This is a genomic window from Embleya sp. NBC_00888, assembly GCF_045207655.1.
Taxonomy (GTDB): Bacteria; Actinomycetota; Actinomycetes; order Streptomycetales; family Streptomycetaceae; genus Embleya.
The window spans coordinates 2,617,953-2,642,401 of sequence record NZ_CP108785.1; the positions used below are offsets into that span (position 1 = coordinate 2,617,953).

The 24,449-nt window shown below is 72.3% G+C and carries 19 protein-coding genes; 8 read left to right on the forward strand and 11 right to left on the reverse strand.

Annotation, left to right across the window (positions count from 1 at the left end):
* Positions 1–311 precede the first annotated feature (311 nt).
* Positions 312–1,430: an agmatine deiminase family protein gene (locus OG948_RS45755; protein ID WP_331770933.1), complete on the reverse strand. Its 1,119-nt coding sequence runs from the start codon at positions 1,428–1,430 to the stop codon at positions 312–314.
* A 211-nt stretch (positions 1,431–1,641) separates the two neighbouring features.
* Positions 1,642–2,247: a TetR/AcrR family transcriptional regulator gene (locus OG948_RS45760; RefSeq protein WP_331770934.1), complete on the reverse strand. Its 606-nt coding sequence runs from the start codon at positions 2,245–2,247 to the stop codon at positions 1,642–1,644.
* 437 nt (positions 2,248–2,684) lie between these two features.
* Between OG948_RS45760 and OG948_RS45765 the strand changes: the two genes are divergently transcribed.
* From OG948_RS45765 to OG948_RS45795, 7 genes are all read left to right on the forward strand, one after another.
* Positions 2,685–3,872: an agmatine deiminase family protein gene (locus OG948_RS45765; RefSeq protein WP_331770935.1), complete on the forward strand. Its 1,188-nt coding sequence runs from the start codon at positions 2,685–2,687 to the stop codon at positions 3,870–3,872.
* Positions 3,873–4,148: 276 nt separating this feature from the next.
* On the forward strand, positions 4,149–5,168 hold the full coding sequence (locus OG948_RS45770; RefSeq protein WP_331770936.1) for an agmatine deiminase family protein: 1,020 nt from the start codon (positions 4,149–4,151) through the stop codon (positions 5,166–5,168).
* Entirely contained in the window at positions 5,168–6,817 is a 1,650-nt protein-coding gene (locus OG948_RS45775; protein ID WP_331770937.1) for an ABC transporter substrate-binding protein, read from the forward strand. Before OG948_RS45770 ends, OG948_RS45775 begins: the two co-directional genes overlap by 1 nt.
* Positions 6,814–7,776, forward strand: a complete 963-nt coding sequence (locus tag OG948_RS45780; RefSeq protein ID WP_331770938.1) for an ABC transporter permease — start codon at positions 6,814–6,816, stop codon at positions 7,774–7,776. The genes OG948_RS45775 and OG948_RS45780 overlap by 4 nt, the downstream gene beginning before the upstream one ends.
* Complete coding sequence (locus OG948_RS45785) at positions 7,773–8,630, forward strand: ABC transporter permease (RefSeq protein ID WP_331770939.1); 858 nt, start codon at positions 7,773–7,775, stop codon at positions 8,628–8,630. Before OG948_RS45780 ends, OG948_RS45785 begins: the two co-directional genes overlap by 4 nt.
* Positions 8,627–9,604 carry an ABC transporter ATP-binding protein gene (locus tag OG948_RS45790; RefSeq protein WP_331770940.1) on the forward strand — a complete coding sequence of 326 codons (978 nt, stop codon included), beginning with the start codon at positions 8,627–8,629 and terminating at the stop codon, positions 9,602–9,604. The genes OG948_RS45785 and OG948_RS45790 overlap by 4 nt, the downstream gene beginning before the upstream one ends.
* Positions 9,597–10,439, forward strand: a complete 843-nt coding sequence (locus OG948_RS45795) for an ATP-binding cassette domain-containing protein (protein WP_331770941.1) — start codon at positions 9,597–9,599, stop codon at positions 10,437–10,439. The genes OG948_RS45790 and OG948_RS45795 overlap by 8 nt, the downstream gene beginning before the upstream one ends.
* 22 nt (positions 10,440–10,461) lie before the next feature.
* Here OG948_RS45795 and OG948_RS45800 read toward each other — a convergent pair whose 3' ends face one another.
* The 8 genes from OG948_RS45800 to OG948_RS45835 form a co-directional block, all read right to left on the reverse strand.
* The gene (locus OG948_RS45800) at positions 10,462–14,700 is read right to left on the reverse strand and encodes a molybdopterin-dependent oxidoreductase (protein WP_331770942.1); all 4,239 of its coding nucleotides are present in this window, start codon (positions 14,698–14,700) and stop codon (positions 10,462–10,464) included.
* A gap of 789 nt (positions 14,701–15,489) precedes the next feature.
* Positions 15,490–16,233, reverse strand: a complete 744-nt coding sequence (locus OG948_RS45805) for a Clp protease N-terminal domain-containing protein (RefSeq protein ID WP_331770943.1) — start codon at positions 16,231–16,233, stop codon at positions 15,490–15,492.
* 67 nt (positions 16,234–16,300) lie between these two features.
* The gene (locus tag OG948_RS45810; RefSeq protein WP_331770944.1) at positions 16,301–18,385 is read right to left on the reverse strand and encodes an FUSC family protein; all 2,085 of its coding nucleotides are present in this window, start codon (positions 18,383–18,385) and stop codon (positions 16,301–16,303) included.
* 163 nt (positions 18,386–18,548) lie between these two features.
* Positions 18,549–19,220: a class I SAM-dependent methyltransferase gene (locus tag OG948_RS45815; protein WP_331770945.1), complete on the reverse strand. Its 672-nt coding sequence runs from the start codon at positions 19,218–19,220 to the stop codon at positions 18,549–18,551.
* A 136-nt stretch (positions 19,221–19,356) separates the two neighbouring features.
* Positions 19,357–19,866, reverse strand: a complete 510-nt coding sequence (locus tag OG948_RS45820; protein WP_331770946.1) for a mycothiol transferase — start codon at positions 19,864–19,866, stop codon at positions 19,357–19,359.
* A 132-nt stretch (positions 19,867–19,998) separates the two neighbouring features.
* The gene (locus tag OG948_RS45825) at positions 19,999–20,334 is read right to left on the reverse strand and encodes a helix-turn-helix domain-containing protein (protein ID WP_331773520.1); all 336 of its coding nucleotides are present in this window, start codon (positions 20,332–20,334) and stop codon (positions 19,999–20,001) included.
* Positions 20,335–20,465: 131 nt separating this feature from the next.
* Entirely contained in the window at positions 20,466–21,443 is a 978-nt protein-coding gene (locus OG948_RS45830) for a helix-turn-helix domain-containing protein (protein ID WP_331770947.1), read from the reverse strand.
* A 172-nt stretch (positions 21,444–21,615) separates the two neighbouring features.
* A complete protein-coding gene (locus tag OG948_RS45835; RefSeq protein WP_331770948.1) occupies positions 21,616–22,455 on the reverse strand; it encodes a serine protease in 840 nt (279 codons plus the stop codon).
* A 143-nt stretch (positions 22,456–22,598) separates the two neighbouring features.
* Here OG948_RS45835 and OG948_RS45840 point away from each other — a divergent pair, with 143 nt between their 5' ends.
* Positions 22,599–23,597 (forward strand): helix-turn-helix domain-containing protein, encoded by a 999-nt coding sequence (locus OG948_RS45840; RefSeq protein ID WP_331770949.1) that lies wholly within the window; start codon positions 22,599–22,601, stop codon positions 23,595–23,597.
* On the opposite strand, the gene OG948_RS45845 is transcribed toward OG948_RS45840, so the two are convergent.
* On the reverse strand, positions 23,598–24,449 hold the full coding sequence (locus tag OG948_RS45845; RefSeq protein WP_331773521.1) for a TIGR03620 family F420-dependent LLM class oxidoreductase: 852 nt from the start codon (positions 24,447–24,449) through the stop codon (positions 23,598–23,600).

Below are 24,449 nucleotides of genomic sequence, written 5' to 3' on the forward strand. Positions count from 1 at the left end.
GCGGGTCCACCGTGGAAATCCGGATGTGGGCACGCAAGTTCACGTCGTCGCGAACGTCCGACCGGGCGGGCTCACCCTGCCCTCCCGGTACCCGCCCCCGGACCGGCGGCTCGGCCCGCCCGCTCGGTCATGACGACGGGGTACCCGGTTGGTCGTGCGTCGCGCAGTGGATCCCGCCGCCGCCCGCGGCGACGTCACGGCGGCCGAGACGCCGGGACGGGGCGCGGCGGCGCCGAATGGGCTTGCGAGCGGGCTCGGGTGAGCGACCGGGCACGGGTCGGCGCGGGCGCGGTTCAGCGAACGGGCTCAAGTCAGCGAGCCGGCTCGTGCATGGTCGAGCAGTGGATGCCCCCGCCGCCGCCCATGAGGCGGTCGACGTCGAGCTGGATCACCTCGCGCCCGGGGAACGCGTCCGCGAGCGCGGCCCCGGCCGCGGCATCCGTGCGCGGATCGCCGAACTGCGCGGTGATGACCGCGCCGTTGACCACGTGGAAGTTCAGGTACGAGTCGACCAGGTCACGGTTGGTCGAACGGGCGTGTTCCGGGCCCTCCACGGTCAGCACCCGCAGGCGCCGCCCCTTGGCGTCGGTGGCCGTGGACAGGATGGCGAGCTGTTCACGCGCGTCCCGGGCCCACGCGTCCTTGCGGCTCGCCGGCGGCACCTGCACCATGACCACCCCCGGCCGGATGAATCGCGACGTGACGTCGATGTGGTCGTCGGTGATGTCGCGCCCCTTGATCCCGGGGACCCAGATCATCCTGTCCGCGCCGTAGGCGTCCAGGATCGCGGCCTCGACGTCCGCCTTGGACATGCCGCGGTTGCGGTTGCGATTGACCAGGCTGCTCTCGGTGGCCATCACGGTGCCGTCGCCGTCGGTCTCCACGGCCCCGCCCTCGCCGACGAACTCGGCTCGGGTAAACGGAAGTTCCGCGTACTCGGCGACATACCGCGCGACCCGGGCGTCGTTGCGGTGGGTCTGCTTCCCGCCCCAGCCGTTGAAGCCGAGGCCGATCGCGCTCATCCGGCCCGTGCCGTCGGTGCGGAACACGGCGCAGGTGTCGCGCATCCACAGGTCGTCGGTGGGGATCTCGGCCGTGACCGTGACGCCCGGCCCGCACTGCGCGCGGGCGTCCGCGGTGGCGTCCTCGTCGATCGCGCACACGACCACCGGCTCGTGGTCCGCGACGGTCCGGGCGATCAGCGCGATGTCCCGCTGTACGCCGGACAAGTGCCGGCCCCAGATCGAGCGGTCGGCCGGCCACGACATCCAGGTCCGCGCGTGCGGTACGTCGTCGGCGGGGACCCGCCAACGGTGTCGGTCCGCGGCCGCGGCGGACGCGGGCGAGCCGGCCGAGGCGGTATCGGCCGTCGACGCACCGAATCCCAGGGCGTGCAGGATGCCGCGGCGCGCGGGACGGGAATCGGACATGGAGTACCTCCAATCGGTCGTACCGCCGCGCGGATCGCGGCGTGCGCCGAGGGGGCGCGGGATCGAGACGTGTCGGCAGCGGCCCACGGCGCAGCCGAGGCGGCGGGCGCAAACTCACGCTGCACGGTTCGTACGGTTCTCGCGAATCGTGCCCGAGAGCCGGCGGCGCACCCGGGGCACCGTGATCTCCACTCTGACACCAACTGAAATTTCAGTCAACCTCTCGTACAGCCGACACCGCCATCCGGCGCCCCAGTTCCAGAGCCAGACCACCACGCAGCAGTCGGCGGGCCCGCTCCAGCGAGAGCGAGCCCGTCAACCACCGCTCGCTGAGCCCTTCGATGAGCGCGGTCAGCCGCTCCGCGGCGTCCTGTGCGCACACGTCCGGCGCCACGTCGCCCAGTTCGCGTGCCGCGGTGATCAGGTCCGCCGCGTCCGTGATCCACTGCTCGGTCGCCTCGTGCACTTGGCGGCCGAGTTCGGGCGCGAACACCGCACTCGCCCGGAACTCCCCCCACGCCGTGCTGTTCTCCCTGACCTCGGGAACGTCCTGGAGCTCGAACAGCAGCATGTCCTCCAGGTAGCCCCGCGGATCGCCCTCCGGATCGCGTCCCGACGTGGTGTAGCGCTCGGCGCGTTCGTTGATGAACTCCCAGGTCTTCTTCAGCAGCCCCGCGCGGTCGCCGAAGTGGTAGTAGATGAGCCCGGTGGACACACCGGCGTCGACGGCCAATTCCTCGACGCGCAGCCCCCGCACACCGCGCCGCGCGATGAGCCGGGCGGCGGCCTCCAAGATCCGGGTTTGACGACTGGACATCCTGGCACCCCACAGCGGGATCGATGCCGACCCCGAGACTCGAACGAGAAAACCGACTGAATTTTCAGTCACGCTATCTCGTGCTCCGCCCGCGTGCGCGAGAGACGCGCCGAACGCCGCCGCCGGGCCGCCCTCCGACCGGTCACCCGGCCCGCAGCCCACCGGGTTCGACGTCCACATGTCCGCCGAACCCTTTGCCGAACGATGTATTGACTGACTTTTCAGTCAGTGCCACAGTGTGGGAACGCCGGACCGGCTCCGCCCCTCCCGGCCCGGCCCACGCGGCACGCACGGCAGCGGACACGCGACGAGTCGGACGAGTCCGCGGCCACCGACAGGCACATCAAGCCTGGACGGCGGGCGGTCCGCCGTCGGCAAACCCATGCATCCCATGCCGCCATTCCGGCGGAGCGCGCACCCGATAGGGAGAGTCAGCCATGTTTGGAGTGCACCGCAGCGGTACCTCGAAGGCCGCCGAACCGACCGACATCGGTCCGTCCCGGCGCAACGTCCTGGGCACGACCATCCTGGGCGCCGCGGGCCTGGCGATCGGCGCCCGGACCCTCGGCGCGTCGTCGGCACACGCGGCCACGGCGAACGCGGCCGGCGCCCGCGCGGCGGCCGGCCTGCGCGTGGCCGCCGACGACGTCACGCACGTACGGACCTGGATGGCGTGGCCGACCAAGTCGACGATCTGGGGCCGGCAGCTGAGCGGCATCCAGAACGACATCGCGCTGATCGCCCGGACCATCGCCCGCTTCGAACCGGTGATCATGTGTGCGCCGGACACCTCGAGCGCGTCCGCGGCCCGCGGCAAGTGCGGTCCCGCCGTAACCGTGATCAGCTCGATTCCCGTCGACGACCTGTGGGCGCGGGACACCGCACCGGTGTTCCGCACCGACGGCTCGGGCGGTCGGGACGCGGTCGGCCTCGGCTTCAACGGATGGGGCAACAAGCAGACCCACGCCAAGGACGCCCTGGTGGCCTCCCGGATCGCTGCCTACGACCGGCTCGCCTTCACCCGCGCCGGCTTCGTCGGCGAGGGCGGCGCGATCGAGACCGACGGCGACGGGACCGTGATGGCCACCGAGAGCAGCCTGGTCAACGCCAACCGCAATCCCGGCAAGAGCAGGGCGCAGGTCGAACAGGCCGTCCTGGCCGCCTACGGCGCGACCAAGATGCTCTGGGTGCCGGGCATCAAGGGGCAGGACATCACCGACGACCACATCGACGCCACGTCGCGGTTCATCCGCCCCGGCGTGGTCATGGTGCAGGTCCCGCCCGCCGACCGCACCGACATCTGGGCTCAGGACGCCCGCAAGCAGTTGCAGATCCTCTCGGCCGCGACCGACGCGCGCGGACGCCGACTCCAGGTGATCCGCATCGACGGACCGGACACCCCGCGCTCGAACAACCCGGACTTCGTCGACTCGTACGTCAACTTCCATGTCTGCAACGGCGGCGTGGTGATGTCCCAGTTCGGCGACCGCACCAAGGACGCGGCCGCCCGCCAGGTGGTCGCCGCGGCCTACCCCGGCCGCGAGGTGGTCCAGCTCGACACCGACCGCGTCGGCGCCGGTGGTGGCGGAATCCACTGCACCACGATGCAGGAGCCGGTCGCCTAGACCGCGTTCGAGCGGGGGTCGGCGCGCGGATCGTTCCGCGTCCGCCGCGCCGACCACGCCCCGACCGCGCCGGCCCGTGCGGTGCCCGTCCCCGTCCCGGCGCGCTCCCTTCGCCCCAGCACCGCCCCGACCTCCGTCCCGCCGTGCCCATCCCCGTCCCCGTCCCCATCCCCGTCCCCGTCCCCGTCCCCGTCCCTGTCCCTGTCCCGCCACCCGTATCTCCCCGCCGTCCCACCCGATCTCCGCCACACCACCCCGATCCGAAAGAGACACGACATGACGTTCCGCATGCCCGCCGAGTGGACCGAGCACGATGGCTGCCTGATGGCCTGGCCGACCCGGCCCGACCTGTGGGGGGACCTGTTCGACCCCGCCAAGCGCGAGTACGCCGCGGTCGCCCGCGCCATCGCGGCCTTCGAGCCGGTCACCATGGTCACCGTCCCCGGCGCCGGCGGGCAGGCCCGCGAACTGTGCGGCGACGCCGTGACGGTGATCGAACTCCCCTTGGACGACGCGTGGTTCCGCGACTCGGGCCCGATCTTCGTCCGGGACGGGAACGGCCGTCGGGCCGGCGTCGACTTCCGCTTCAACGCGTGGGGCGGCAAGCACCACCCGTGGGACTCGGACGACCGCGTCGGCGAGGCGCTCATCGCGCGGCTCGGGGACACCCGCATCGCCTCCGAGATGATCCTGGAAGGCGGTGCCATCACGGTCGACGGCGAGGGCACGCTGATCACCACCGAGCAGTGCCTGCTCCACCCCAACCGCAACCCGGGCATGAGCCGCGCCGAGATCGAGGCCGAACTGGCCGACAAGCTCGGCGTCACCAAGGTGATCTGGCTGCCGTACGGCGGCCTCCTGGACACCGAGACCGACGGTCACGTCGACGGCGTGTGCGCGTTCGTGGCGCCCGGCAAGGTGATCATCCAGTTGCCCGAGGACCCCGGACACCCGGACTACGCGCGCTGCCGCGCCAACCGCGCCGTACTGGAGGCGTCCACCGACGCACTGGGCCGCCCCTTCGAGATCGTCGAGGTCCCGCAGGCCGCGTTCGTGTCCTGGGGCGGCAGCGACATCGAGGTCGGCTACCTCAACTTCTACATCGCCAACGGCGGCGTCGTCGTCCCGACCGCCGACCACCCCGCGGACGCCGGCGCGCTCGCGGTCATCCAGGACGCGTTCCCCGACCGCAAGGTCGTCGGCGTCCCGACCCGCACCGTCGCCTTCGGCGGCGGCGGCGTGCACTGCATCACGCAGCAGATCCCCGTCTCGTCCGCCCCGGGAAGGACCGCCTGATGCCCGGATATCTCCCGCGCCGGTCCGGACGCACCGCCCGCCGCACCGCACCGCCGATCGCGGCCGCCGCCGCGCTCGCCCTGGTCGCCGCCTGTTCCGGCCCGCCCGAGAAGCACGCCGACCCGGCCGGATACCGCCTGTCCGCCGACACGCCGCCCGCCAAGGGCGACATCGAGAAATTCGGCTGGGCCCTGTACGCCGAACCGCTGACCCTCGACTACGTCTCGGCGTTCGACTACCCGCAGAACACCGTGTTGTCCAACGTGTGCGAGAGCCTCATGCGCTGGACACCGCAGCTCACCATGGCCCCCGGCCTGGCCGAGAAGGCGAGCAACCCCGACCCGCTGACCTGGGTGTACGACCTGCGGTCCGGCGTGCGGTTCCACGACGGCTCGGTGATGACCGCGGACGACGTCGTCTACAGCGTCGGCCGGCAGATGGACCCCGAACTCGGCGCTTCCTGGGCCGAGTCGTTCGAGAAGGTGGAGTCGGTCACCGCGACCGCACCGTTGCAGGTCACCTTCAAGCTCAAGCAGCCCGACTCGATGTTCCCCCAACTCATGGCCACCGCCGCGGGCGTGGTGGCGAGCAAAAAGGGCGTCGAGGCGGCGGGCAAGGACTACGGGACCACCGGCGGCCTGGACTGCACCGGGCCCTACAAGCTCGGCGACTGGACCAAGGGCCAGTCACTCGAACTACAGCGCTTCGACGGCTATTGGGGCACCAAGGCCAAGGCGAAGACCGTCGCGTTCCGCTTCCTCACCGACCCGTCCGCGCGCACCAATGCGATGCTCGGCGGCGAGGTCGACGGCGGCTTCCTGATCCCGACGGAGAGCTACGAGCGGCTGCGCGCCGGCGGCGTGGGCACGCTGTACTACGGCGAGGGCCTGAGCACCGTCAACGTCAACGTCACGAGCACCAAGGGCGCGCTCGGCGACGTCCGCGTGCGCAGGGCCCTGTCGATGGCGCTGGACCGCGCCGGCTTCGTCAAGACCGCGCTCGCCGGCAACGGCAAGGTGAGCAACTCGCTCACTCCGCGGGCGGCCTGGGCGGGTGCTCCGGCCCACGCGCAGGCCGCGGCCTTCGACACGCTGCCGCCGAGCGCGCAGGACATCGAGCAGGCCAAGCGCCTGATCCGGGAGGCGGGCGCGACCGGCAAGACGCTCACCGTCGCGACCAGCCCGATCGGCCAGGACGTCTCACTGCTCGCCACCGCGATCCAGGACGCCGGAACCAGGATCGGCCTGCGGATCGAGCTCAAGACCATCGCGCCGGACGCGTTCTCGGCCCTGTTCACCGACCCGGCGGCGCGCGAGGGGATCGACATGTTCCCCGAGACGTACTACCTGTCCGTGACCGACCCGGTCGACCTGCTGCGCAACTTCCGCACCGGCGGCTACCAGAACCACGCCGGCTACTCCGACCCCGAGTACGACACCCTGGTCGAACAGATCACCCAAACCTACGACCCGGCACAGCGGTTCGCCCTGGAGGCGAAACTGCAACAGAAGGCGGCGGCGGAGGTGGTGTGGATCCCGGTCGCGGAATGGCCCTCGACGGTATTCCTGAACAAGCGGATCACCGGCGCACCGACCACCATCGCGTACATGTACTACCCCTGGGCGGCCGATGTGGGGGCAGCGGGGTGAACTTCGTGAGATTCGCCGTACGACGGCTGTTGGAAATGGCCGTCACCCTGCTCGCCGCCTCGTTCGTGGTGTTCGGTGCGATGTACCTGGCGCCGGGCAATCCGGCGAGTTTCCTCCTCGGTGGGCGGTCGGCCTCCCCGGCCGCCCTCGAGGCGATCGAGAAGCAGTACCACCTGAACGACCCGTTCATCGAGCAGTACCTGCGCTGGTTGACCAACGTGCTGCACGGCGACTTCGGTCGGTCCCTGCAATACCGCACCGACGTCTCGCACCTGCTCGCGGACCGCCTGCCCACCACACTGCTGCTGGTCGGCATGGCGATGGTGGTCGTGGTCGTCCTGGGCCTCGCGCTCGGCCGGCTCGGCGCGGTGCGCGGCGGTGCGACCGACTCGGCCGTGCTGGTCGGCACGACGGTCGCCATCGGCACACCGTCCTTCGTCGCGGCCATCCTGCTCCAGGGCCTGTTCGCGGTCGAACTCGGCTGGTTCCCCTCCAGCGGCAGCGGCAGCGGCGACGGTCTGGGCACGATGATGTGGCACCTGACACTGCCCGCCGTCGCGCTCGCGCTCTACCTGGTGGGCCTGCTCGCCCGGGTCACCCGCAGCGCGATGCTGGAGGCGCTCGACGGTGAACACGTGACCGTCGCACGCAGCCGGGGCGTGCCCGAGCGGCACGTCATCGGCCGCCACGTGTTCCGCAACGCGCTCGGCCCGGTGTTGACCACGGCGGGCCTGATCGTGTCCACCCTGCTGGTGTGCACCGTCCTGGTGGAGTCCGCGTTCAGTGTCGGCGGCGTCGGTCAACTCCTGGAACTGTCCGCGACCACCAAGGACTTCCCCACCGTGCAGGCCATCTCGCTGATCATCATCGGCATCTTCATGACGGTGAACCTCATCGTCGACCTGCTCCTCCCGCTCGTCGACCCGCGAATCAGCCTGGGAACGAGGGCGAACGCATGAGTGCCCCCACGCTCACCCGCCGACCCGGCCTGGCCCGGCTGCGCACCAAGGGTGCACCCCTGTACGTCGCCGGCCTGGTGTTCGTCGGCGTCATCGTGCCGGCCGCGCTGCTGGCCCCGTGGATCGCGCCGTACGAACCCAACACGGGGGTGCTCGGCGACGCCCTCGCCCCGCCGTCCGCCGACCACCTCCTCGGCGTCGACGCCGCCGGGCGCGACACGTTCTCCCGGGTCGTCATCGGCGCGCGCACCTCGCTGCTGGGCCCGCTCGCGGTGGTGCTGTTCTCCACGCTGCTCGGCGCCGCCGTCGGTGTCGCCGCCGGATGGCGCGGCGGCCTGCTCGACTCGCTGCTCTCGCGTGGATCGGAACTCACCCTCGCCTTCCCCGGGTTGCTGCTGGCGATCCTGATCGTGTCGGTGTACGGCGAGGGCCTGATGGCGCCGGTCGTCGCGCTGGCGATCGCGTACTTCCCGTACGTGAGTCGGCTGACCCGCTCACTCGTGCTCGCCGAACGCGAACGCCCCTACATCGCCGCGTACCAGGTACAGGGCCACTCCGGGGCGCAGATCTGCCTGCGGCACGTGATCCCCAACATCGCGCCCGTTGTGCTGGCGCAGTCCACCGTCAACTTCGGGTACGCCCTGATCGACCTGGCCGGCCTGTCCTTCCTCGGCCTGGGCGTACCCGCCCTCACCCCCGACTGGGGACGCATGGTCTTCGACGGCAAATCCGCCATCCAGAGCGGTTATCCGCTCTCGGCGATCGTCCCGTGTGTGGTGATCGTCCTGACCGTCGTCGCCTTCAACGTCGTCGGCGAACGCTGGGCCGACCGAGGCGCCGGGAGGCAGCGGTGAGCACACTCGACATCCGCGGGCTGCGGCTGCGGCTCCCGCACTCCGCCCGCCCGGTCCTGGACGGCGTCGACCTGACCGTCGGGGCGTCCGACACGGTCGCGCTGGTGGGGGAATCCGGTTCGGGCAAGACCCTCACGTCACGCACGGTGTTGCGCCTGCTGCCCAAGGGAGCCGTCACCGAGGGCGTCGTCGACGTCGCCGGGCGAGACGTACTGACCATGGACGCACGCGAGTTGCGCGAGCTGCGCACCCGCACCGCGGCGATGATCTTCCAGGACCCGCGGGCCGCGATCAATCCGCTGCGCCGCATCGGCGACTTCCTCACCGAAAGCGTGCGGCTGAACAAGACGATGACCGCGGCGGCGGCCGACGCGCGCGCCGTCGAACTCCTGGAGGCCGTCGGTCTGACCGCCGCCGCCCTGCGCCGCTACCCCGGTCAGCTCTCGGGCGGCATGTTGCAACGCGTGATGATCGCCGGGGCGCTCATGGGCGACCCGCAACTGCTGCTCGCGGACGAGCCGACCACGGCACTCGACGTCACCACCCAGGCCGAGGTCGTCGGTCTGCTCGGCGACGTGCGCGAGCGCTTCGCCACGGGACTGCTGTTCATCACCCACGATCTGGGCCTCGCGGCCGCGATCAGCGACCGGGTCTACGTCATGTACGCCGGGCGGATCGTGGAAACCGGGCCCGCCGCCGAGCTGTTCGCCCGGCCCCGGCATCCGTACACCAAGGCGCTGCTGAACTCGACGCCCAATCCCGACGCGCCGCGGGGCCGGCTGACCGCGATCGACGGACAGCCGCCGGATCCGCGCGAGAAGCTCACGGGATGTCCCTTCGCGCCCCGGTGCGCTTTCGCCACCGAGATCTGCGCCCGGGAGGCACCGCTCGCCAGGCCCGCTCCCCGGGATCCCGTGCACACCGCGGCGTGCCACCACAGCGACCTTCTGGAACAGGAGAGCGTCGATGCCTGACCGAGACCGCGATGTCCTGCTCGAAGTCAGCGGCCTGTGCCGCTCGTTCGGTGACGTGCGCGCCGTCGACGACGTCACGTTCACGCTCGCCGCCGGCGGCTCGCTCGGCATCGTCGGCGAGTCCGGCTCGGGCAAGACCACCACGGCCCGCATCATCGTCGGCCTGGAGCGGGCCGATTCCGGGACCGTGCGGGTGCGCGGCAACGAGCAGACCGGCACCCCCCGTGGCCGCGCGGGCCGACTGGCTCGCGCCCGGCGGATCCAGATGGTCTTCCAGGACCCGTACCTGTCCCTGGACCCGCGCACCAGCGTGCGGGCCGTGTTGCGGGAGACCCTGCGGCTGCACTTCCCCGGCACCGACCACGACGCGCGCATCCGCGACCTGCTGGACCGGGTCGGACTCGGGACCCGCGCCGCGGACGCGCTGCCCAGGGAGTTGTCCGGCGGGCAGCGGCAGCGGGTCGCCATCGCCCGCGCGCTCGCCGTCGAACCCGAGGTCCTGGTGCTCGACGAGGCGGTCGCCGCACTCGATGTCTCCGTCCAGGCGCAGATCCTCAACCTGCTCGCGGACATCCGCGAACAGACCTCCGTCGGCTACCTGTTCATCACCCACGACCTCGGTGTGGTGCGCTGCGTCACCGACGACGTGATCGTCATGCGATCGGGACGCGTGGTCGAGGCCGGCCCCACCGCGCGGGTGCTCGGCGAGCCCGAACACCCGTACACCCGCCTGCTGTTGACGTCGGTGCCGCGCCCCGGCTGGGACCCTCGGGCGATCGGCGTGGCCCGGCGCGCACTGGCGGCACAGGACGCCCGACCGGACGAGGCCGCCTGACCGCGGCGGGCGGAGGTCGCCCTCAGTACACGTCTCGGACGTACTTTCGCTCGCCCGCGAGTTGCCGCACGTACGCCTCGGCGGCGTCCTCGGAAAGGCCGCCGTGCGCCGTGGCGATCTCGCGCAGAGCGCGGTCGACGTCCTTGGCCATCCGGCCCGCGTCGCCGCAGACGTAGAAGTGCGCGCCGCGTTGGAGCCAGTCCCACAGCCTGGGTCCGTGCTCGCGCATCCGGTCCTGGACGTAGATCTTGGCCCGTTGGTCGCGGGAGAACGCCAGGTCGAGGCGTTCCAGTCGACCGGTGCGCCGGAATTCGGCGAGCTCGTCGCGGTAGTAGAAGTCGGTGGCCCGGCGCTGCTCGCCGAAGAACAGCCAGTTCGGGCCCGGGTGGCCGCGTGCCTCCCGGTCGGCCAGGAAGCCGAGGAAGGGCGCCACCCCGGTGCCCGGGCCGACCATGATGGCCGGTGCCAGCGGGTCGGCCGGCGGCCGGAAGTGCGGCGCGCGGCGGACGAAGATCGACACCGGATCGCCGGCCGCGGCGGCCTCGGCCAGATAGGTCGAGCACACCCCCTTGCGCACGGCACCGGCCTCGTTGCGGTAGCGCACCACCGACACCGTGATCCGAATCTCGTTGGGATGGGCCAGTGGACTGGACGAGATCGAGTACATCCGCGGCTCCAACCGGCGGAGCACACCGGCCCATTCGTCCGCCGCGGCACGGATCGGGAAGGCTTCCAGGACGTCGACCGCCTGGCGACCCCAGCTCCACTTGGCCAGTTCGCCCCGGTTGTCCGCGCGAAGCAACCGCGCCAGGTCCCGGTCGCGGGTGCGATCGGCGACGAATCGCAACAGTTCCGGGGTGATCCGGGCGATCTCCAGCCGCGTCCGCAACGCCTCGCCGAGCGGGAGTTCGCCCAGGTCGGGCAGGGTGATCGGCGTCGCCGGGTCCAGGCCGGTCGCGGCCAGCCACTCGGCCACGGTCTCGGGGTGGTTGACCGGCCATATCCCGAGCGCGTCCCCCGGCGCGTACTCCAGGGCGGCCTGCTCGCCGCCGCCACGCGCGTCGAAGACGAACTCCCGGACCTCCTTGGCGGATCCGGGCAGCCCGAGCAGCCGACCGCCGATCAGCGGAGCGGGAAAGGGCGTCGCCTTCGAGTAGCCGAGGCCGGCGGGCGGCGCGGTGGGAGGCGCACTCGCGGGCGCGGGCGGCACGGCGGTGGTCGAGGGTCCGCCGGGCGCGTCCGCGGCGGGCGAGCCCGGTATGCCGTCCCCGGTCAGGGCCGCGACCACGCGCTCCAGCCACTGCGCGGCGGTCCGCTCGTAGTCGGGTTCGCAATCGGCGCGCGGGGTGATCCGGGTGCCGCCGAGTTCGGCGAACCGCTCGTCGAGCCGCCGTCCGTGCGCACAGAAGTCGCTGTAGCCGGAGTCGCCGAGGGCGAGCACGCCGTAGCGCAACCCGTCCAGCCGGGGCCGCCCGTCGGCGGCGAGCGCGGCCCAGAACCCGGCCCCGCCGTCCGGCGCCTCACCGTCGCCGAAGGTGCTGGTGATCATCAGGACGGGCACGCCGATCGGCAGCGAATCGGGGGTGTGGTCGGCCATCTCCACCACGCTCGGCCGCAGGCCCGCCTCGGTCAGCTGGCGCGCGGTCGCACCGGCGACGTCCTCGGCGTTGCCGGTCTGCGAGGCCCACAACACCAGCACGTCGTGGTCGTCATCCGCCGCCGGCGGCGCGGCCGGCCCGGATTCGGGCGCCGGCTCCGGTCGGTGGACGGGCTCGGGTCGCAGCGCCGGCTCGGCGTCCGCGCCGGAGAACATCCCGGCCAGATACCCGTTGACCCAGGTCACCCGCTCCGGCGCGATCGGGGAACGCGCCGGCAGCACCGGGACACGGGCGGCTCCGACCGTCGCCAGGGAACGCGTCGCACCGGCCATGAACCCCGCCAGGTACCGTCGTTCCTCGTCGGTGAATACGGGCGGCGCAAGGTCCACGAAGTCGCCGAACCCGGCCGGTGCGCCGCCGCCGGGCGACGCCGCGGGCCGCTGCTCCGATACCGGGTGCGCGTTCCCGGACTCGGGTCGGGACGGCCCGGCCACCTTGGTCAACGCCACCGCGCAGGCCTTGAATTCGGGCTGGAAGGAGATCGGGTCGACCGCGTCGTTGGTGACCGCGTTGATGCCGAGGTACTCGCCGAACCGGTCGTTCCAGTGGAACGGCGCGAAACAATCGCCGGGCCGGACGCGGTCGCTCACCCGAGCGGGCAGTACCGCGCGCCCGCGCCGGGAGGCCACCTCGACCCGATCGCCCGCCGCGACGCCCAGCGCTCGTGCGTCCGCCGGGTGGATCTCGACGAACGGACCGGGATTGAGCCGATTGAGGGTGGCGATCGTGCCGGTCTTGGTCATGGTGTGCCACTGGTGCGGGAGTCGTCCGGTGTTGAGCACCATCGGGTAGTCGTCGTCCGGCAGTTCGGCGGGCGGCAGGTGCGGTCGGGCGAAGAACGCCGCACGACCGCCGGGCCTCGGAAAGCGCAACCGCGGCCGGCCGGTCGCCGTCGGCGTGTCGTCCTGGACCAGGTAGCGGATCGGGTTCCGGTCCGGGCCGTCGGGAGCCGAACTCGGCCACTGCACGGGCATATCGCGCAGTCGCCGGTATCCGACCCCGCGCAGGTCGTAGCCGGTGGTCGGGTTCCACGCCCGCTTCAACTCCTCGAACACCTCTTCGGCGCTGTCGTAGTCGAAGGCGTCGGCGAAGCCCATCTCGCTCGCCACCCGGGCGATGATCCGCCAGTCCGGCAACGCCTCGCCGACCGGATCGGCGGCCTGTCGGGAAAGGGTGAGATTGCGCTCGGAGTTGACCATGACGCCCTCGGTCTCCGCCCACATCGCGGCCGGCAACACCACGTCGGCGTAGGCATTGGTCTCGGTGTCCGCGAACACGTCCTGGACGACCACGAATTCGGCGGCCTCCAGACCCGCGATCACGGTCGCGCGGTTCGCCACCGAGGCGACCGGGTTGGTGCAGATGATCCAGCACGCCTTGATCTCGCCGGCGGCCATCCGGGTGAACATGTCCACCGTGCCCAGACCCGGTTCCGGCCGCAGCGTGCCCGACGGCACACCCCACAGGTCCTCGACGAACTCCCGCTCCTCGGCCACCATGACCGAGCGCTGGCCGGGCAGTCCCGGCCCCATGTAGCCCATCTCCCGCCCGCCCATCGCGTTCGGCTGACCGGTCAGCGAGAGCGGGCCGCTGCCCGGTCGGCAGATCGCGCCGGTGGCGAGGTGCAGGTTGCACAGCGCGTTGGTGTTCCAGGTGCCGTGCGTGCTCTGGTTGAGCCCCATCGTCCAACAGCTCGTCCACTCCCCCGCCGCGCCGATCCAGCGCGCGGCCTGCCGGATGTCCGCCTCCGGAATGCCGGTGATCTCGGCGACCCGGGCCGGCGGATAGTCCCGCAGGAAGTCGGGCATCGCCTCCCAGCCCTCGGTGAACTCGGCGATGAACTCGGGGTCGGTGTCGCCGTTCTCCACCAGCAGGTGCAACAGGCCGTTCAGCAGCGCGAGATCGGTGCCTGGCTTGATCCGCAGGAACAGATCGGCCTTGTCGGCGGTGGCGGTGCGGCGCGGGTCCACCACGATCAGCTTGGCGCCGGCCCGGACCCGATCCATCATCCGCAGGAACAGGATCGGGTGGCAGTCGGCCATGTTCGCGCCGATCACGAAAAACACGTCGGCGTGCTCGAAGTCCTGGTACGAGCCGGGCGGTCCGTCGGCGCCGAGGGAGAGCTTGTAGCCGCTGCCCGCACTGGCCATGCACAGCCGGGAGTTCGACTCGATCAGGTTGGTCCCCACGAAGCCCTTGGCCAGTTTGTTGGCCAAGTATTGGGCTTCCAGGGTGAGTTGGCCGGAGACGTAGAAGGACAGCGCGTCCGGCCCGTGCGCGTCCAGGATCTCCCGCAGTCGCCGTGCGGTCGCGCCGATCGCGGCGTCCACGCCGCTCGGCACGGGCGGCGCGCCGCGGTCGTCCCGGACCAGGGCCGTCCCCAGTCGGCCCGGCGCGGCGAGCAGCTCGGCGCTGGTGGCACCCTTCGTGCACAACCGGCCGTGGTTGGTCGGATGCGCACCGTCGCCGCGGGCCTTGACCACGGTGCGGCGTCCGGTCGCGGTGTCGATGGTGACGTCGAGCAGCATGCCGCAGCCCACGCCGCAGTAGGAGCAGACGGTCCGCACGGTGGTGTCGGCTGCCTGGGGAACCGTTGCCGACACGGGCGTTCCTCCTCGTCGTTCGGGTCGCTCGGGTCGCTCGGGCCGTTCGGGCCTCGAGGGCTCGATATGCCGTTACGCGGAACGCGCACGTGGTCTCGACCCGTGGCGGGTGAAGCCCACGTTCCGGACGCTAGAGAACGGTGGTTTCGGCGGCGTGACACACCTCGGCGTCGGGGGTTACGTCGATCGCACGGGCGCGATGGCCGGACGGTGAGGCGCGCCGCGTACCGGGTGTGGCGCTCCGCCGCGCGGGGGCGCTCCGTGACGCGTCGAGGACTCTCGGTGGATTCACGAGTCGTCGCGACAATCCGGCGCATCGCACGAGCCGGGAGCATGGCGCCGCAGACGCCGGCCCGGTTCGGTCGGCGGTGGGGACGGTGCGATGGGCTCGAAGGACGGGGCGCGGGATCCCGATCCGCCCGCGGCCGGCGCCGTACGGATCGTCGCGCGGACGATACCGCTTCCCGTCCTCCTCCGCGATTGCCCGCGCGACGCCGGCGGATCGACCGACGACCCGCCGGACGGCGAATATGCCGGCGAGCGCCACGCCTTCCTCTCCGGCGGGTCGGCCCGGTGACCTCGACGCGGCGCCGGTGTTCGTCGGCGGGTGCGACCCCGAGCGCGCCGGCCCGGCGGCCCGCCGCGTCGGGGCGCGCGAGCGCCTTCGCGAACCGCGATCCGTGGGTGATCCGCCACAGCGCCGGCCGTTGCGTCAGGACTGCTGCCCGTGCCACCGGGCGCGGCGAGCCTCGGGCATCCCGGCCGCGGCGCCCGCCGGTGCGGCGAGCGTCAGGACTCCCGGCCTTGCCGATCGGCGAGCAGTGCGGCGAGCGCCGCGACGATGTGCGCGTCGGTGGTGGCCTTGTCCACACCCAGGCCGGCGAGCACGCCCGTGCCGTCCTCGAACTCCAGCAGGGCGAGCAGGAGGTGCTCGGTGCCGACGTAGTTGTGCCCGAGCCGCAGCGCCTCGCGGAAGGTCAACTCCAGCACCTTGCGCGCCGACGCGTCGTACGGAATCAGGTCCGGTACCCGCCCGGCGGCCGGCGGCAGCACGGCGACGACCGCCTCCCGAAGGGCCTCCGGGGTCACGCCCTGGGCGACCAGGGCCCGCCCGGCCAGGCCCGCCGGCTCGGCGAGCAGTCCCAGCACCAGGTGCGCCGGGCCGATCTCGGAGTTGCCCGCCGCCCGGGCCTCGTTCTGTGCCGCCACCACCACGTTCCGGGCCCGGTCGGTGAACCGGCCGAAGCCCTGACTCGGATCGAGGTCGGCCTCGCCGGAGGCCTTCGCGACGAAGCGCTTCTGTGCCGCCTGCTTGGTGACACCCATGCTCGTACCGATGTCCTTCCAGGACGCGCCCGATCGGCGCGCCTGGTCCACGAAGTGCCCGATCAGGTGGTCGGCCAGTTCCCCGAGGTGGTCCGAGACGAGCACCGCGTCGGACAACTGTCGGAGGGCGTCGGGATGGGTCTGCTTGATGCTCTCGATGAGGTCGTCGAGCCGCACCGGATTCGTCATGCGCACAGGATTCTCCATGCGTCAACCATAGGTTGACGATCATGGTTCGTCAACCAACAGTTGACGGCTGGTGCCATCCGCTCTCCTACCCGCTCTCCTCCCCCGGTTCCGCGCCCTTCCGCTCGCCCGCGCTCGTCCCGTCTCCCGCGCCCTTCCCTTCCCCCGAACCCTGCCCGCCCCCCGCCGGCCCGTCCAGCATCGAGCGCGCCGAGCGGACCTCCCGGCGTACGTCGGTGAGCGCGTCGCGCGGATCCTCGGCGGCGGCCGGCCGCGCCGCCCGATCGGGCGCGTCGCCGGTGCGCATCGAGGCGGCCAGCGCGCGCAGTTCGGCGGCCATGTGCGCGGCCGCCTCGGGCGAGGGCGGCGGCGCGCCGTGCGCGGTGTGTACCGCCGCCGCCGTACCGGTGTCGATCACCCGCTCGACCGCGATGATCAGCGGCCACCACGCCGCGGCCCGCGCGCCGGCCGGCGGCGGCTCGCCCAGCGCACGCTGGAACTCGGTACGCACGTCGGACAGATCGCGGTAGATCCGCCGCCGGGTCCGCGCCCGTGCGGCCTGATCGGTCTTCTCGTCGAACGCGCACTCGATGTACCGCGCGGTGTCCTCGACCGCCGTGGCCAGCCGGGCGCCGACCCGGGTGTGCCAGCTCTCCGGCCACAACGCGTAGCCCGCCACCAACACGATCGCGCAGCCGATCAGACTGTCCACCAGGCGCGGTGCGAGCAGCCCGACGCCCTGATGCCCGAGCAGGTCGGACAGGATCAGGATCAACGGGGTGATCACCGCGGTCTGATAGCCGTAGCCGCGTCGGGAGAGGATCGGCAACGCCGCCGCGAGCACGACCACGACCGGCACCTCCCACCAGCCACGCGGCACGAACTCCAGGATCACGCCCGCCACCACCAGCCCCGCCGCCGTGCCCAGCGCGCGCAGCAGGGCGCGGGAGAAGACCGAACCGAAATCCGGCTTGAGCACGAAGGTGACGGTCAGCGGCACCCAGTACGAGCGCGGTACATCCACCACGGACACCAGCACCTGGGCCACCCCGATGCACAGGGTCAGCCGCAGGCCATAGCGCCAGGACTCCGCCGACACCAGCAGGTTCCGCGCACCGGCGGCCACCCGTTCGGGCAGCGCTCCGGGCCGGCCGACCCGGTCGGGGGTGCGGTACGCACCGGACAACGTCTCGTGCGCGTGCTCGATGGCGGCGGCGACCGCACGGTCCGCGGGGTCGGTCGCGACGCCGCGCGGAGCCGCGCCCGTGGGCACCGTGCCGCCGCGGACCGCCGCAGCGATCTCCCGCACCGTGTCCACGTCCGCCTCGCCCACCCGCCGGTCGTCGGCGTGCACCGCCGTGGCCGCCTCGACCAGCAGGCCGACCGAGTTCAGCAGCGCGACCAGGCGCGACATGCCGCGGCTGCGTCCGGGCGCCACCGCGCGGCGGCCGAGCAGCAGGTCGTACGCGTGGTTGAGGGTCGCCGTCACCTCGGCCCGGGCCGTCTCCCACTCGGCGGTGTCCGCCGCGGCGAGCAGGTTCGCGGTCGCGTCGTACGCGTCGGCGACGGCGGCCCGTTCGGGAATGCGCGAGCGCGCGGGCCAGGCCAGCAGCGCCATCACCAGGACCAGCCCGGCCCCGACCAGGGTCAGCATCGGCGCCCGCCACCACGGCGAGGGCATCGGCAGGCCCGCCCCGATCACCGCCATCAACAGCAGGTTCAGCCCGGACGCGGAGGCCACCGCGCCGATCGTGCTGATCATCCCGGCGACCAGGGCGACCACCGTCAGCATCGCGACGGCCGACCAGCCGTGTCCGAACTGTGCGCTGCCGAGCGCGAGTCCGATCGCGCCCACGATCTGCGGCACGGCGATGTTCAGGACGCGCAGCCGGTAGGCGTCCGCGGTGTCCCCGAACACCGCGCCGAGCGCGCCGATGGACACCAACGCGCCGGACGCGCTGTCACCGACGGCCACCCCGACGGCGAGCGGCGCCGCGATGCCGATCGCTGCCCGTACGGCGGCGGCCTTGGGCAACGGACCGGGGGTGGCGCGCAGCGTCAGGGTGAGCCACTCGGGCGGCGCGAGCCGACCCGGGCGGGCCGCGCCGTCGGCGCTCTTCGCACCGCCGGCGCGCCCGTTGCCGCTCGGATCCTCACGTTCGGTCATGGTCATCACAGGATCCCGAACGAGACGAGGGGAACGGACAAGGCGCGCGGCGCCGGACGAGTGCGGCATTCCGCTACGCGGACCACGGTACCGATCGCCTGCCACGCGCCGCCGACCGCCCCGCCCCGCCCCCGCGTCGCCCGGGACCCGCGTCGCCCGGGTCGAGCGCTCAGCGCGACGCGGACTTGCGCGCGTGTACGAAGAGTTGTTCCTCGGGCCCGGCCTCGGGGTGGTTCGGTTGGAAGACGGTGACCGCGTGGTGGACGATCTCCAGGCCGGTCGCGCGCAGCCGTACGAGCAGTTCGTCGGTGCCGTGGCTGGTCACCCGCGCCCGGTGGCCCAGCCACAGGATCTCCACGCCGTCCGCCTCGGCCGGTACCGTCGCGAACGCGAGCAGCCCGCCGGGGGCCAGCCGCGCGCCGAGGCGGTCCAGTTGGGCGTCCAGATCGGCCCTGGGAAGTTGAAGGAACGGGAAGAACGCGCACACCGCGTCCCACGCGCCGTCGTCGTCGACCAGATCACGCGCGTCCAGTTGCTCGAACGTCGCGCTCTCGACCCGGGTCCGGGCCAGGTCGACCATCGTCGCCGAGACATCGATCCCGGTCACCCGATGACCGGCCGCGGCCAGCCGCTCGGCGGTCGGCCGCCCGGTACCGGAACCGATGTCGAGCACCTTCGAGCCGGGCGGGAGTTCGGCGATCAGCCAGTCCAGCGCGGCCAGTTGCTCGGGCAACCCGGTGAAGGCGGTCTCGTACGCGGCCCCGACGGCGTCGAACAGGGCGGCGGCCGGGGACTCGGCGCCGTGGGCCAGCGGGGAGTGCGAAGCGGGTTCGGGGCTCATGGGAGAGGGCGTCCTAATCCTTGAGTAAGTGGTCCCGATCTTCTCGCGCGGAACACGAGTCGGTGCTGCGGATGCCGGGTCGGCGAGCGTCCGACCGCGCCGGCGCGGCTCCCGGGCCCGGCCGCGGGGGAACGGGCTATCGGCGCAGCAGGATGCCCCGGATGAACGCCGCCTGTCCCGCGTGCTGGAGGTCGTCGGCGATCACGCTGACCAGCCGCACGCCCAGGGTGACCGCCGGGGTCCACGCCTCGTCGACCACACGATCCAGGTCCGCGGCCGACAAACCGCGGACGAACGCGATGGTCTGCTCGTGCACCGCGTCGTAGTAGCCGGTGAGCAGCTCCGCCGAGTCGACCCGGACCGCGGCCACCGCCTCGGTGTCCTGGCCGTAGCCGATCGCCCGGACCGGGAAGGGCAGTTCGAATCGGCCGTGCCAGTCCTGCGCCGTCCACACCTGTTCCAGGGCCGCGACGTCCGAGACGTGGTCGTCCTGGACCCGGGCCAGATGCCAGATCAGCCACGCGATCGAATTGGCGTCGGCGTCGAGCCGCTCGGTCAACTGCTTCGCGGTCAGCCCGTCGACCGCCTCGTGCACCACCTCGCGCACCCGACCGAACCCGTCGACCAGTAGCTCCGCGCTGTTCATCGAACTCCTCGCTCCGTTCGTCCCACCCGATCCACCCGACCCGATCGATCCGATCCGACCCGATCGATCCGACCCGATCGACCCGTCGAGCCCCGCCGCGCTCCGGCGCCGTGCTCGACCCCGTCGACCCTGCTACTCCTGCCCAGCCTGCTCCCGGTCGTACACCTGCCGGGCCGCCTCGATGCTCGGCCCGTGCCGATCGGCCCAACGCACCAGGCCGCTGAGCGACACGGTCAGCTCGCGCGCCACGTCGGTGAGCGTGTACTCGACCCTCGGCGGCACGGTCGGATACACGGTGCGGATCAGCAGTCCGTCGCGCTCCAGTCGGCGCAGATTCAAGGTGAGGACACGTCTGCTGATGCCCTCCAGCGTGCGCTCGAGCTCGGTGAAGCGGATCGGGCCCTCGGCGACGGACACGAGGATGCCGATACTCCACTTGCCCGCGACGTGGTCGAGCGTGCCGACCACTCGACACGCGTTCGCCCAGGTGACCCGATCCGGGTCGGTGTCCGGCTGCCGATCCCGATCCTGCGGCCTTGGGTTTCGGGCCGCGGGACACTCGGTGACCTGGGCGGGTTCGTCGATGTTGCTCCGGGACGTCAAAGTGCCTCCTCGCACGAACCGCCATGGTCACACTCGCGGTGGGCCCGGCGGTAATCGCGCGGGGCGGTGCCGGTGAGGGCGCGGAAGTGTCGACGCAGGGCGGCGGGCGAGCCGAATCCGGTGCGGGCCGCGATGCGCTCGACGGGGACGTCCGTTTCGGTCAGCAGTCGCCGGGCCTCGTTCAGGCGGGCGCGGAGCAGGTATCGGAGCGGGCTGAGACCGGTGTGGGCGTGAAAGCGGCGGGTGAGGCTGCTGACACTGGTGCGCGCGTGGGCGGCGAGGTCGGGGACGGTCAGCGGGCGGTGCAGGTTGGCTTCCATCCAGCGCAGGGTGGGTTCCAGACCGACGCTCTCGGTGACCTCGCGGTCGATGGTGTCCCGGACGTCGTCGGCGGAGGTGTGCAGCGGTGTGATGAGCTCGCGGCTCGTCTCGACCGCCACCCGCCGGCCGTGGTCCCGGCGCAGTACGGACAGGCAGACGTCCAGGCCGCCGAAGATGCCCGCCGTCGTCAGGAACGGCCCGTCCTCGACCACGGTGCCCAGTGGGTCGACCTCGATCCGCGGATGCAGATCCGCCAGTTCCTCGGTGTGTCGCCACGCGGTCGTGGCACGGCGGCCGTCGAGGAGTCCGGTCGCGGCGAGGGTGAACGTGCCGGTGCCGACGGCGGCGATCCGGCTGCCGCGCGCCGCCGCCGCGCGGAGCGCGGCCGTGACGCCGGCGGGTGGATCGTCGCGATGGCCGTCGTGTCCGAGAACCAGTACGACGTCCGCGTCGGCGAGGCCGTCGAGGCCGAACGGCGTGTCGATCCGGAGCGAGCCCGGGGCGCCGGTGGCCCGTAGTCCGGGGGCCGCGCAGAGCCGGACCTCGTACGCCAGACCGGGATGTTCACGGCAGGCGGTCCCGAACACCAGTCCGGGAGTGGTGAGTTGAGGCCCCGGGACCCCGTCCGAGGCCAGCACGGCGATCACTGACATACCTGGAATCTAGTGCCGCGACCGGACGATTTCGCCTGTTCTCGGCCTCGACATCCGTCATTGCGCCCCGCGCCGTCCCCGGGGACGGCGCGGATGCGGACGGGACCGGGTCGTCCCGCGCCGGTGGCCCGGAACGGGGGCCACCGGCGCGGGCCGGGTCACGTCCTCGGGATCAGTGGTTGTGCCGGATCGTCTTGTTGATCCAGTCCTGGTAGACGGTCACGTCGGTGTACAGACCCGGGCCGGTCGCGCAGCCCTCCTTGCCGTCACCGTCGCCCGATGTGGTCCCGATCAGCTCCCAGCGGCCACCCTTGCCGCGCTGGATCTGCGGGCCGCCGGAGTCCCCGAAGCACGCCATGGCCCCGGGCTTTCGGCTGACCGTGCACAACCGGGTCGCGTCGGCGCGGCCGAAGCACTCCGCCTCGGAGCCGCGGCGGGTGTCCAGCTGCTGGAGCCGGTCGGGGAACACCGCGTGCTCGATGTCCTGGTCGACGGTGGTGCCGAAGCCGAGGATCCGGGTGGGCGTACCGACCGGTCCCGCCTTCTTGGCGATCTTGATCGGCTGCTGGGAGACCGGGCGGTCCAGCCGGATCAGCGCGAGGTCGTTCCTGTTGGGGTCGTCCAGTTTGTAGCCCGGGTGGGTCACGATCTTGTCGATGTTGCGGACCGTACCTCCGGTGGCGCGATTCGGGCTGCCGATCCGCACCTTCCCCTCCAGCACGATCGGCAGTTCGGGGTCGACACAGTGCGCCGCGGTGAGGACCCACTGCCGGTCGATCAACGTCGCCCCGCACTGGGCGTCGATGCCTGCCGCGACCTCCGGGACCATCGCCATGAAGGGGTAGCGCTGCGTCGAGTCCTGCCCGTTGACGATGGCGCCCGCGCTGCCGGCCATCGCCGTCGCGCCGAGCACGACCGCCGCGCCGACCGCCGCCATCGATTTCGCGAACAGGCCGCGCCGTCGGCGCTCGGGGCGGGCATCGAGGGTGGGCCGAGAGTGCGAAGTGGGCATGTGGTGACCCTTTCGAGAGGATGGTGGTGCTGCCGTACACGAGTCGGACGTCCCCCCGCGTCCGTCCTCGTCCCACTCATCCTCCGTGGCGCGTCCCCGACGCAAACAGTCGTCTCGATGTCATCCTCGGCTAGATTCCGGACATGCCAGTGATCGCCGTCCTCGCTCTCGACGGGGTCCCCGGGCACCAGCTCACCGCGCCCGGACTCGCGTTCGGCACCGCCGCCCGGCATCACCCGCGGGTCGGCTACGACCTGCGGATCTGCACCGCTCCGGGCTTCACGGCGACGGGCGGCCCCGCGTCCTTCCGCATCGAGACCCCCTGGGGTCTGGACACGTTGGCCGGGCTCGACGACGCCGACACCGTGCTGCTGCCGGGCCACGCGGGCTTTCGTGACGCGCCCCCGGGCGACGTCGTCGACGCCCTTCGTGCCGTCGCCGCGCGCGGCTGCCGCATCGGCGCGGTCGGCACCGGCACGTTCACACTCGCGGCGACCGGCCTGCTCGACGGCCGGCGCGCCGCGACCAGCCGCCGGGACACCGCGGAACTCGCCCGCCGGTATCCGCTGATCGCGGTCGACCCGGAGGGCTCGGTGGTCGCGGACGGCCCCTTCCACAGTGCCGCCGGGGTGCTGGGCGGCATCGACCTGTACCTGGATCTGATCACCCTGGACCACGGTGTGCCGGTGGCCATCGAGACGGAGCGGCAGGTGTTCCTGCACCTCCACGACCCGGCCGACGACCTCGCCCGCGGCGGCGCCGACGCGGGGTACAGCGCCTACACCCCACCCGGCAGCACCGTCGCGGCGACCACCCGGTGGATGGAGGCCAACCTCCGGCGCCCGCTCACCCTCGACGACATCGCCGCGCACGCGGGGCTGGGCGTACGCAACCTGACCCGTCGTTTCCGCACCGAGACCGGGCTCACCCCGCTCCAGTACCTGCTGCGCACCCGGATCCAGCGGGCCCAATGGCTGCTCGAACGCACCGAGGACCCGGTGGAGCGGATCGCGACGCAGACCGGCCTGGGTACGCCGGCCAATCTGCGCCGCCACTTCCAACGTCTGACGGGCACCACCCCGAGCACCTACCGCACGGTCTTTCGCACGTTCGTCGCCGACCTCACCGGGTCGGGGGAGTGATCAGAGCTCGCGCAGCGCCGGGGCCAGCCGGGCCCACTCCGCGCGCGGCAGACCGGTGTGACCGGGCTCGGTGGGGAGCACCTGGATGCCCACGTGGTCCGCGCCCGCGGCGAGGTGCTCGCCGACCCGGGCGGCGATGGTCTCCTCGTCGCCCCACACCACCAGGGTGTCGATCAGCCGGTCGCTGCCACCGTCGGCCAGGTCGGCTTCGGTGAAGCCGAGCCGCAGGAAGCTGCGCCGGTAGTTGTCCAGGCCCAGGTACAGCGCCGAGGCCTCGCGGATCACCGCCCGCGCGATCGTCGGGTCGGTGCTCGGCACCACCTTCTGCTCCGGTGCCAGGAACACCCCCTCGCCCAACGTCTCGCGCGCCTCGCGGGTGTGCGCGGGTGTGGTGAAGTACGGGTGCGCGCCCTGCGCGCGATCGCGGGACAGGCGCAACATGCGCGGGCCGAGCGCGGCCAGCACGCGCGGGACCTCCGGGCCGTCGGCGTCGAGGGCGTCCAGGTACGCGTTCATCGCGGCCAGCGGCGGGGTGTACTCGATGCCGAGGTGGTCGGCCAACTCGACGTGGCTCACCCCCAGTCCGAGCAGGAACCGGCCGGGATGGGCCTTCTCGACCGCGGACACCTCGGCGATCGTGTCCGGGTGGGGGAAGGTTCGGATGTTGAGGATCCCGGACGCCACGCCGAGCCGGCGGGAGCCGCCGAGTAGTCGGTTCGTCACCTCGAACAGCCCGTCCACCGGCGCGCCGCCGATCCAGGCACCGGTGAAGCCGAGGTCCTCCAACTCGGCCGCGGCGCCGGCCGCGTCGGCGTCCGCGGCGTACCGGTCGTGGTGTTGCCAGACGCCGAT

What these genes read in the sequence shown, in the direction of transcription:
- OG948_RS45835 (WP_331770948.1), bottom strand. Translation starts at nt 22,455, where the DNA reads ATGCCCACTTCGCACTCTCGGCCCACCCTCGATGCCCGCCCCGAGCGC.
- OG948_RS45785 (WP_331770939.1), top strand. Translation starts at nt 7,773, where the DNA reads ATGAGTGCCCCCACGCTCACCCGCCGACCCGGCCTGGCCCGGCTGCGC.
- OG948_RS45820 (WP_331770946.1), bottom strand. Translation starts at nt 19,866, where the DNA reads ATGAACAGCGCGGAGCTACTGGTCGACGGGTTCGGTCGGGTGCGCGAG.
- OG948_RS45755 (WP_331770933.1), bottom strand. Translation starts at nt 1,430, where the DNA reads ATGTCCGATTCCCGTCCCGCGCGCCGCGGCATCCTGCACGCCCTGGGA.
- OG948_RS45810 (WP_331770944.1), bottom strand. Translation starts at nt 18,385, where the DNA reads ATGACCATGACCGAACGTGAGGATCCGAGCGGCAACGGGCGCGCCGGC.
- OG948_RS45795 (WP_331770941.1), top strand. Translation starts at nt 9,597, where the DNA reads ATGCCTGACCGAGACCGCGATGTCCTGCTCGAAGTCAGCGGCCTGTGC.
- OG948_RS45840 (WP_331770949.1), top strand. Translation starts at nt 22,599, where the DNA reads ATGCCAGTGATCGCCGTCCTCGCTCTCGACGGGGTCCCCGGGCACCAG.
- OG948_RS45765 (WP_331770935.1), top strand. Translation starts at nt 2,685, where the DNA reads ATGTTTGGAGTGCACCGCAGCGGTACCTCGAAGGCCGCCGAACCGACC.
- OG948_RS45805 (WP_331770943.1), bottom strand. Translation starts at nt 16,233, where the DNA reads ATGGAGAATCCTGTGCGCATGACGAATCCGGTGCGGCTCGACGACCTC.
- OG948_RS45770 (WP_331770936.1), top strand. Translation starts at nt 4,149, where the DNA reads ATGACGTTCCGCATGCCCGCCGAGTGGACCGAGCACGATGGCTGCCTG.
- OG948_RS45830 (WP_331770947.1), bottom strand. Translation starts at nt 21,443, where the DNA reads ATGTCAGTGATCGCCGTGCTGGCCTCGGACGGGGTCCCGGGGCCTCAA.
- OG948_RS45815 (WP_331770945.1), bottom strand. Translation starts at nt 19,220, where the DNA reads ATGAGCCCCGAACCCGCTTCGCACTCCCCGCTGGCCCACGGCGCCGAG.
- OG948_RS45775 (WP_331770937.1), top strand. Translation starts at nt 5,168, where the DNA reads ATGCCCGGATATCTCCCGCGCCGGTCCGGACGCACCGCCCGCCGCACC.
- OG948_RS45760 (WP_331770934.1), bottom strand. Translation starts at nt 2,247, where the DNA reads ATGTCCAGTCGTCAAACCCGGATCTTGGAGGCCGCCGCCCGGCTCATC.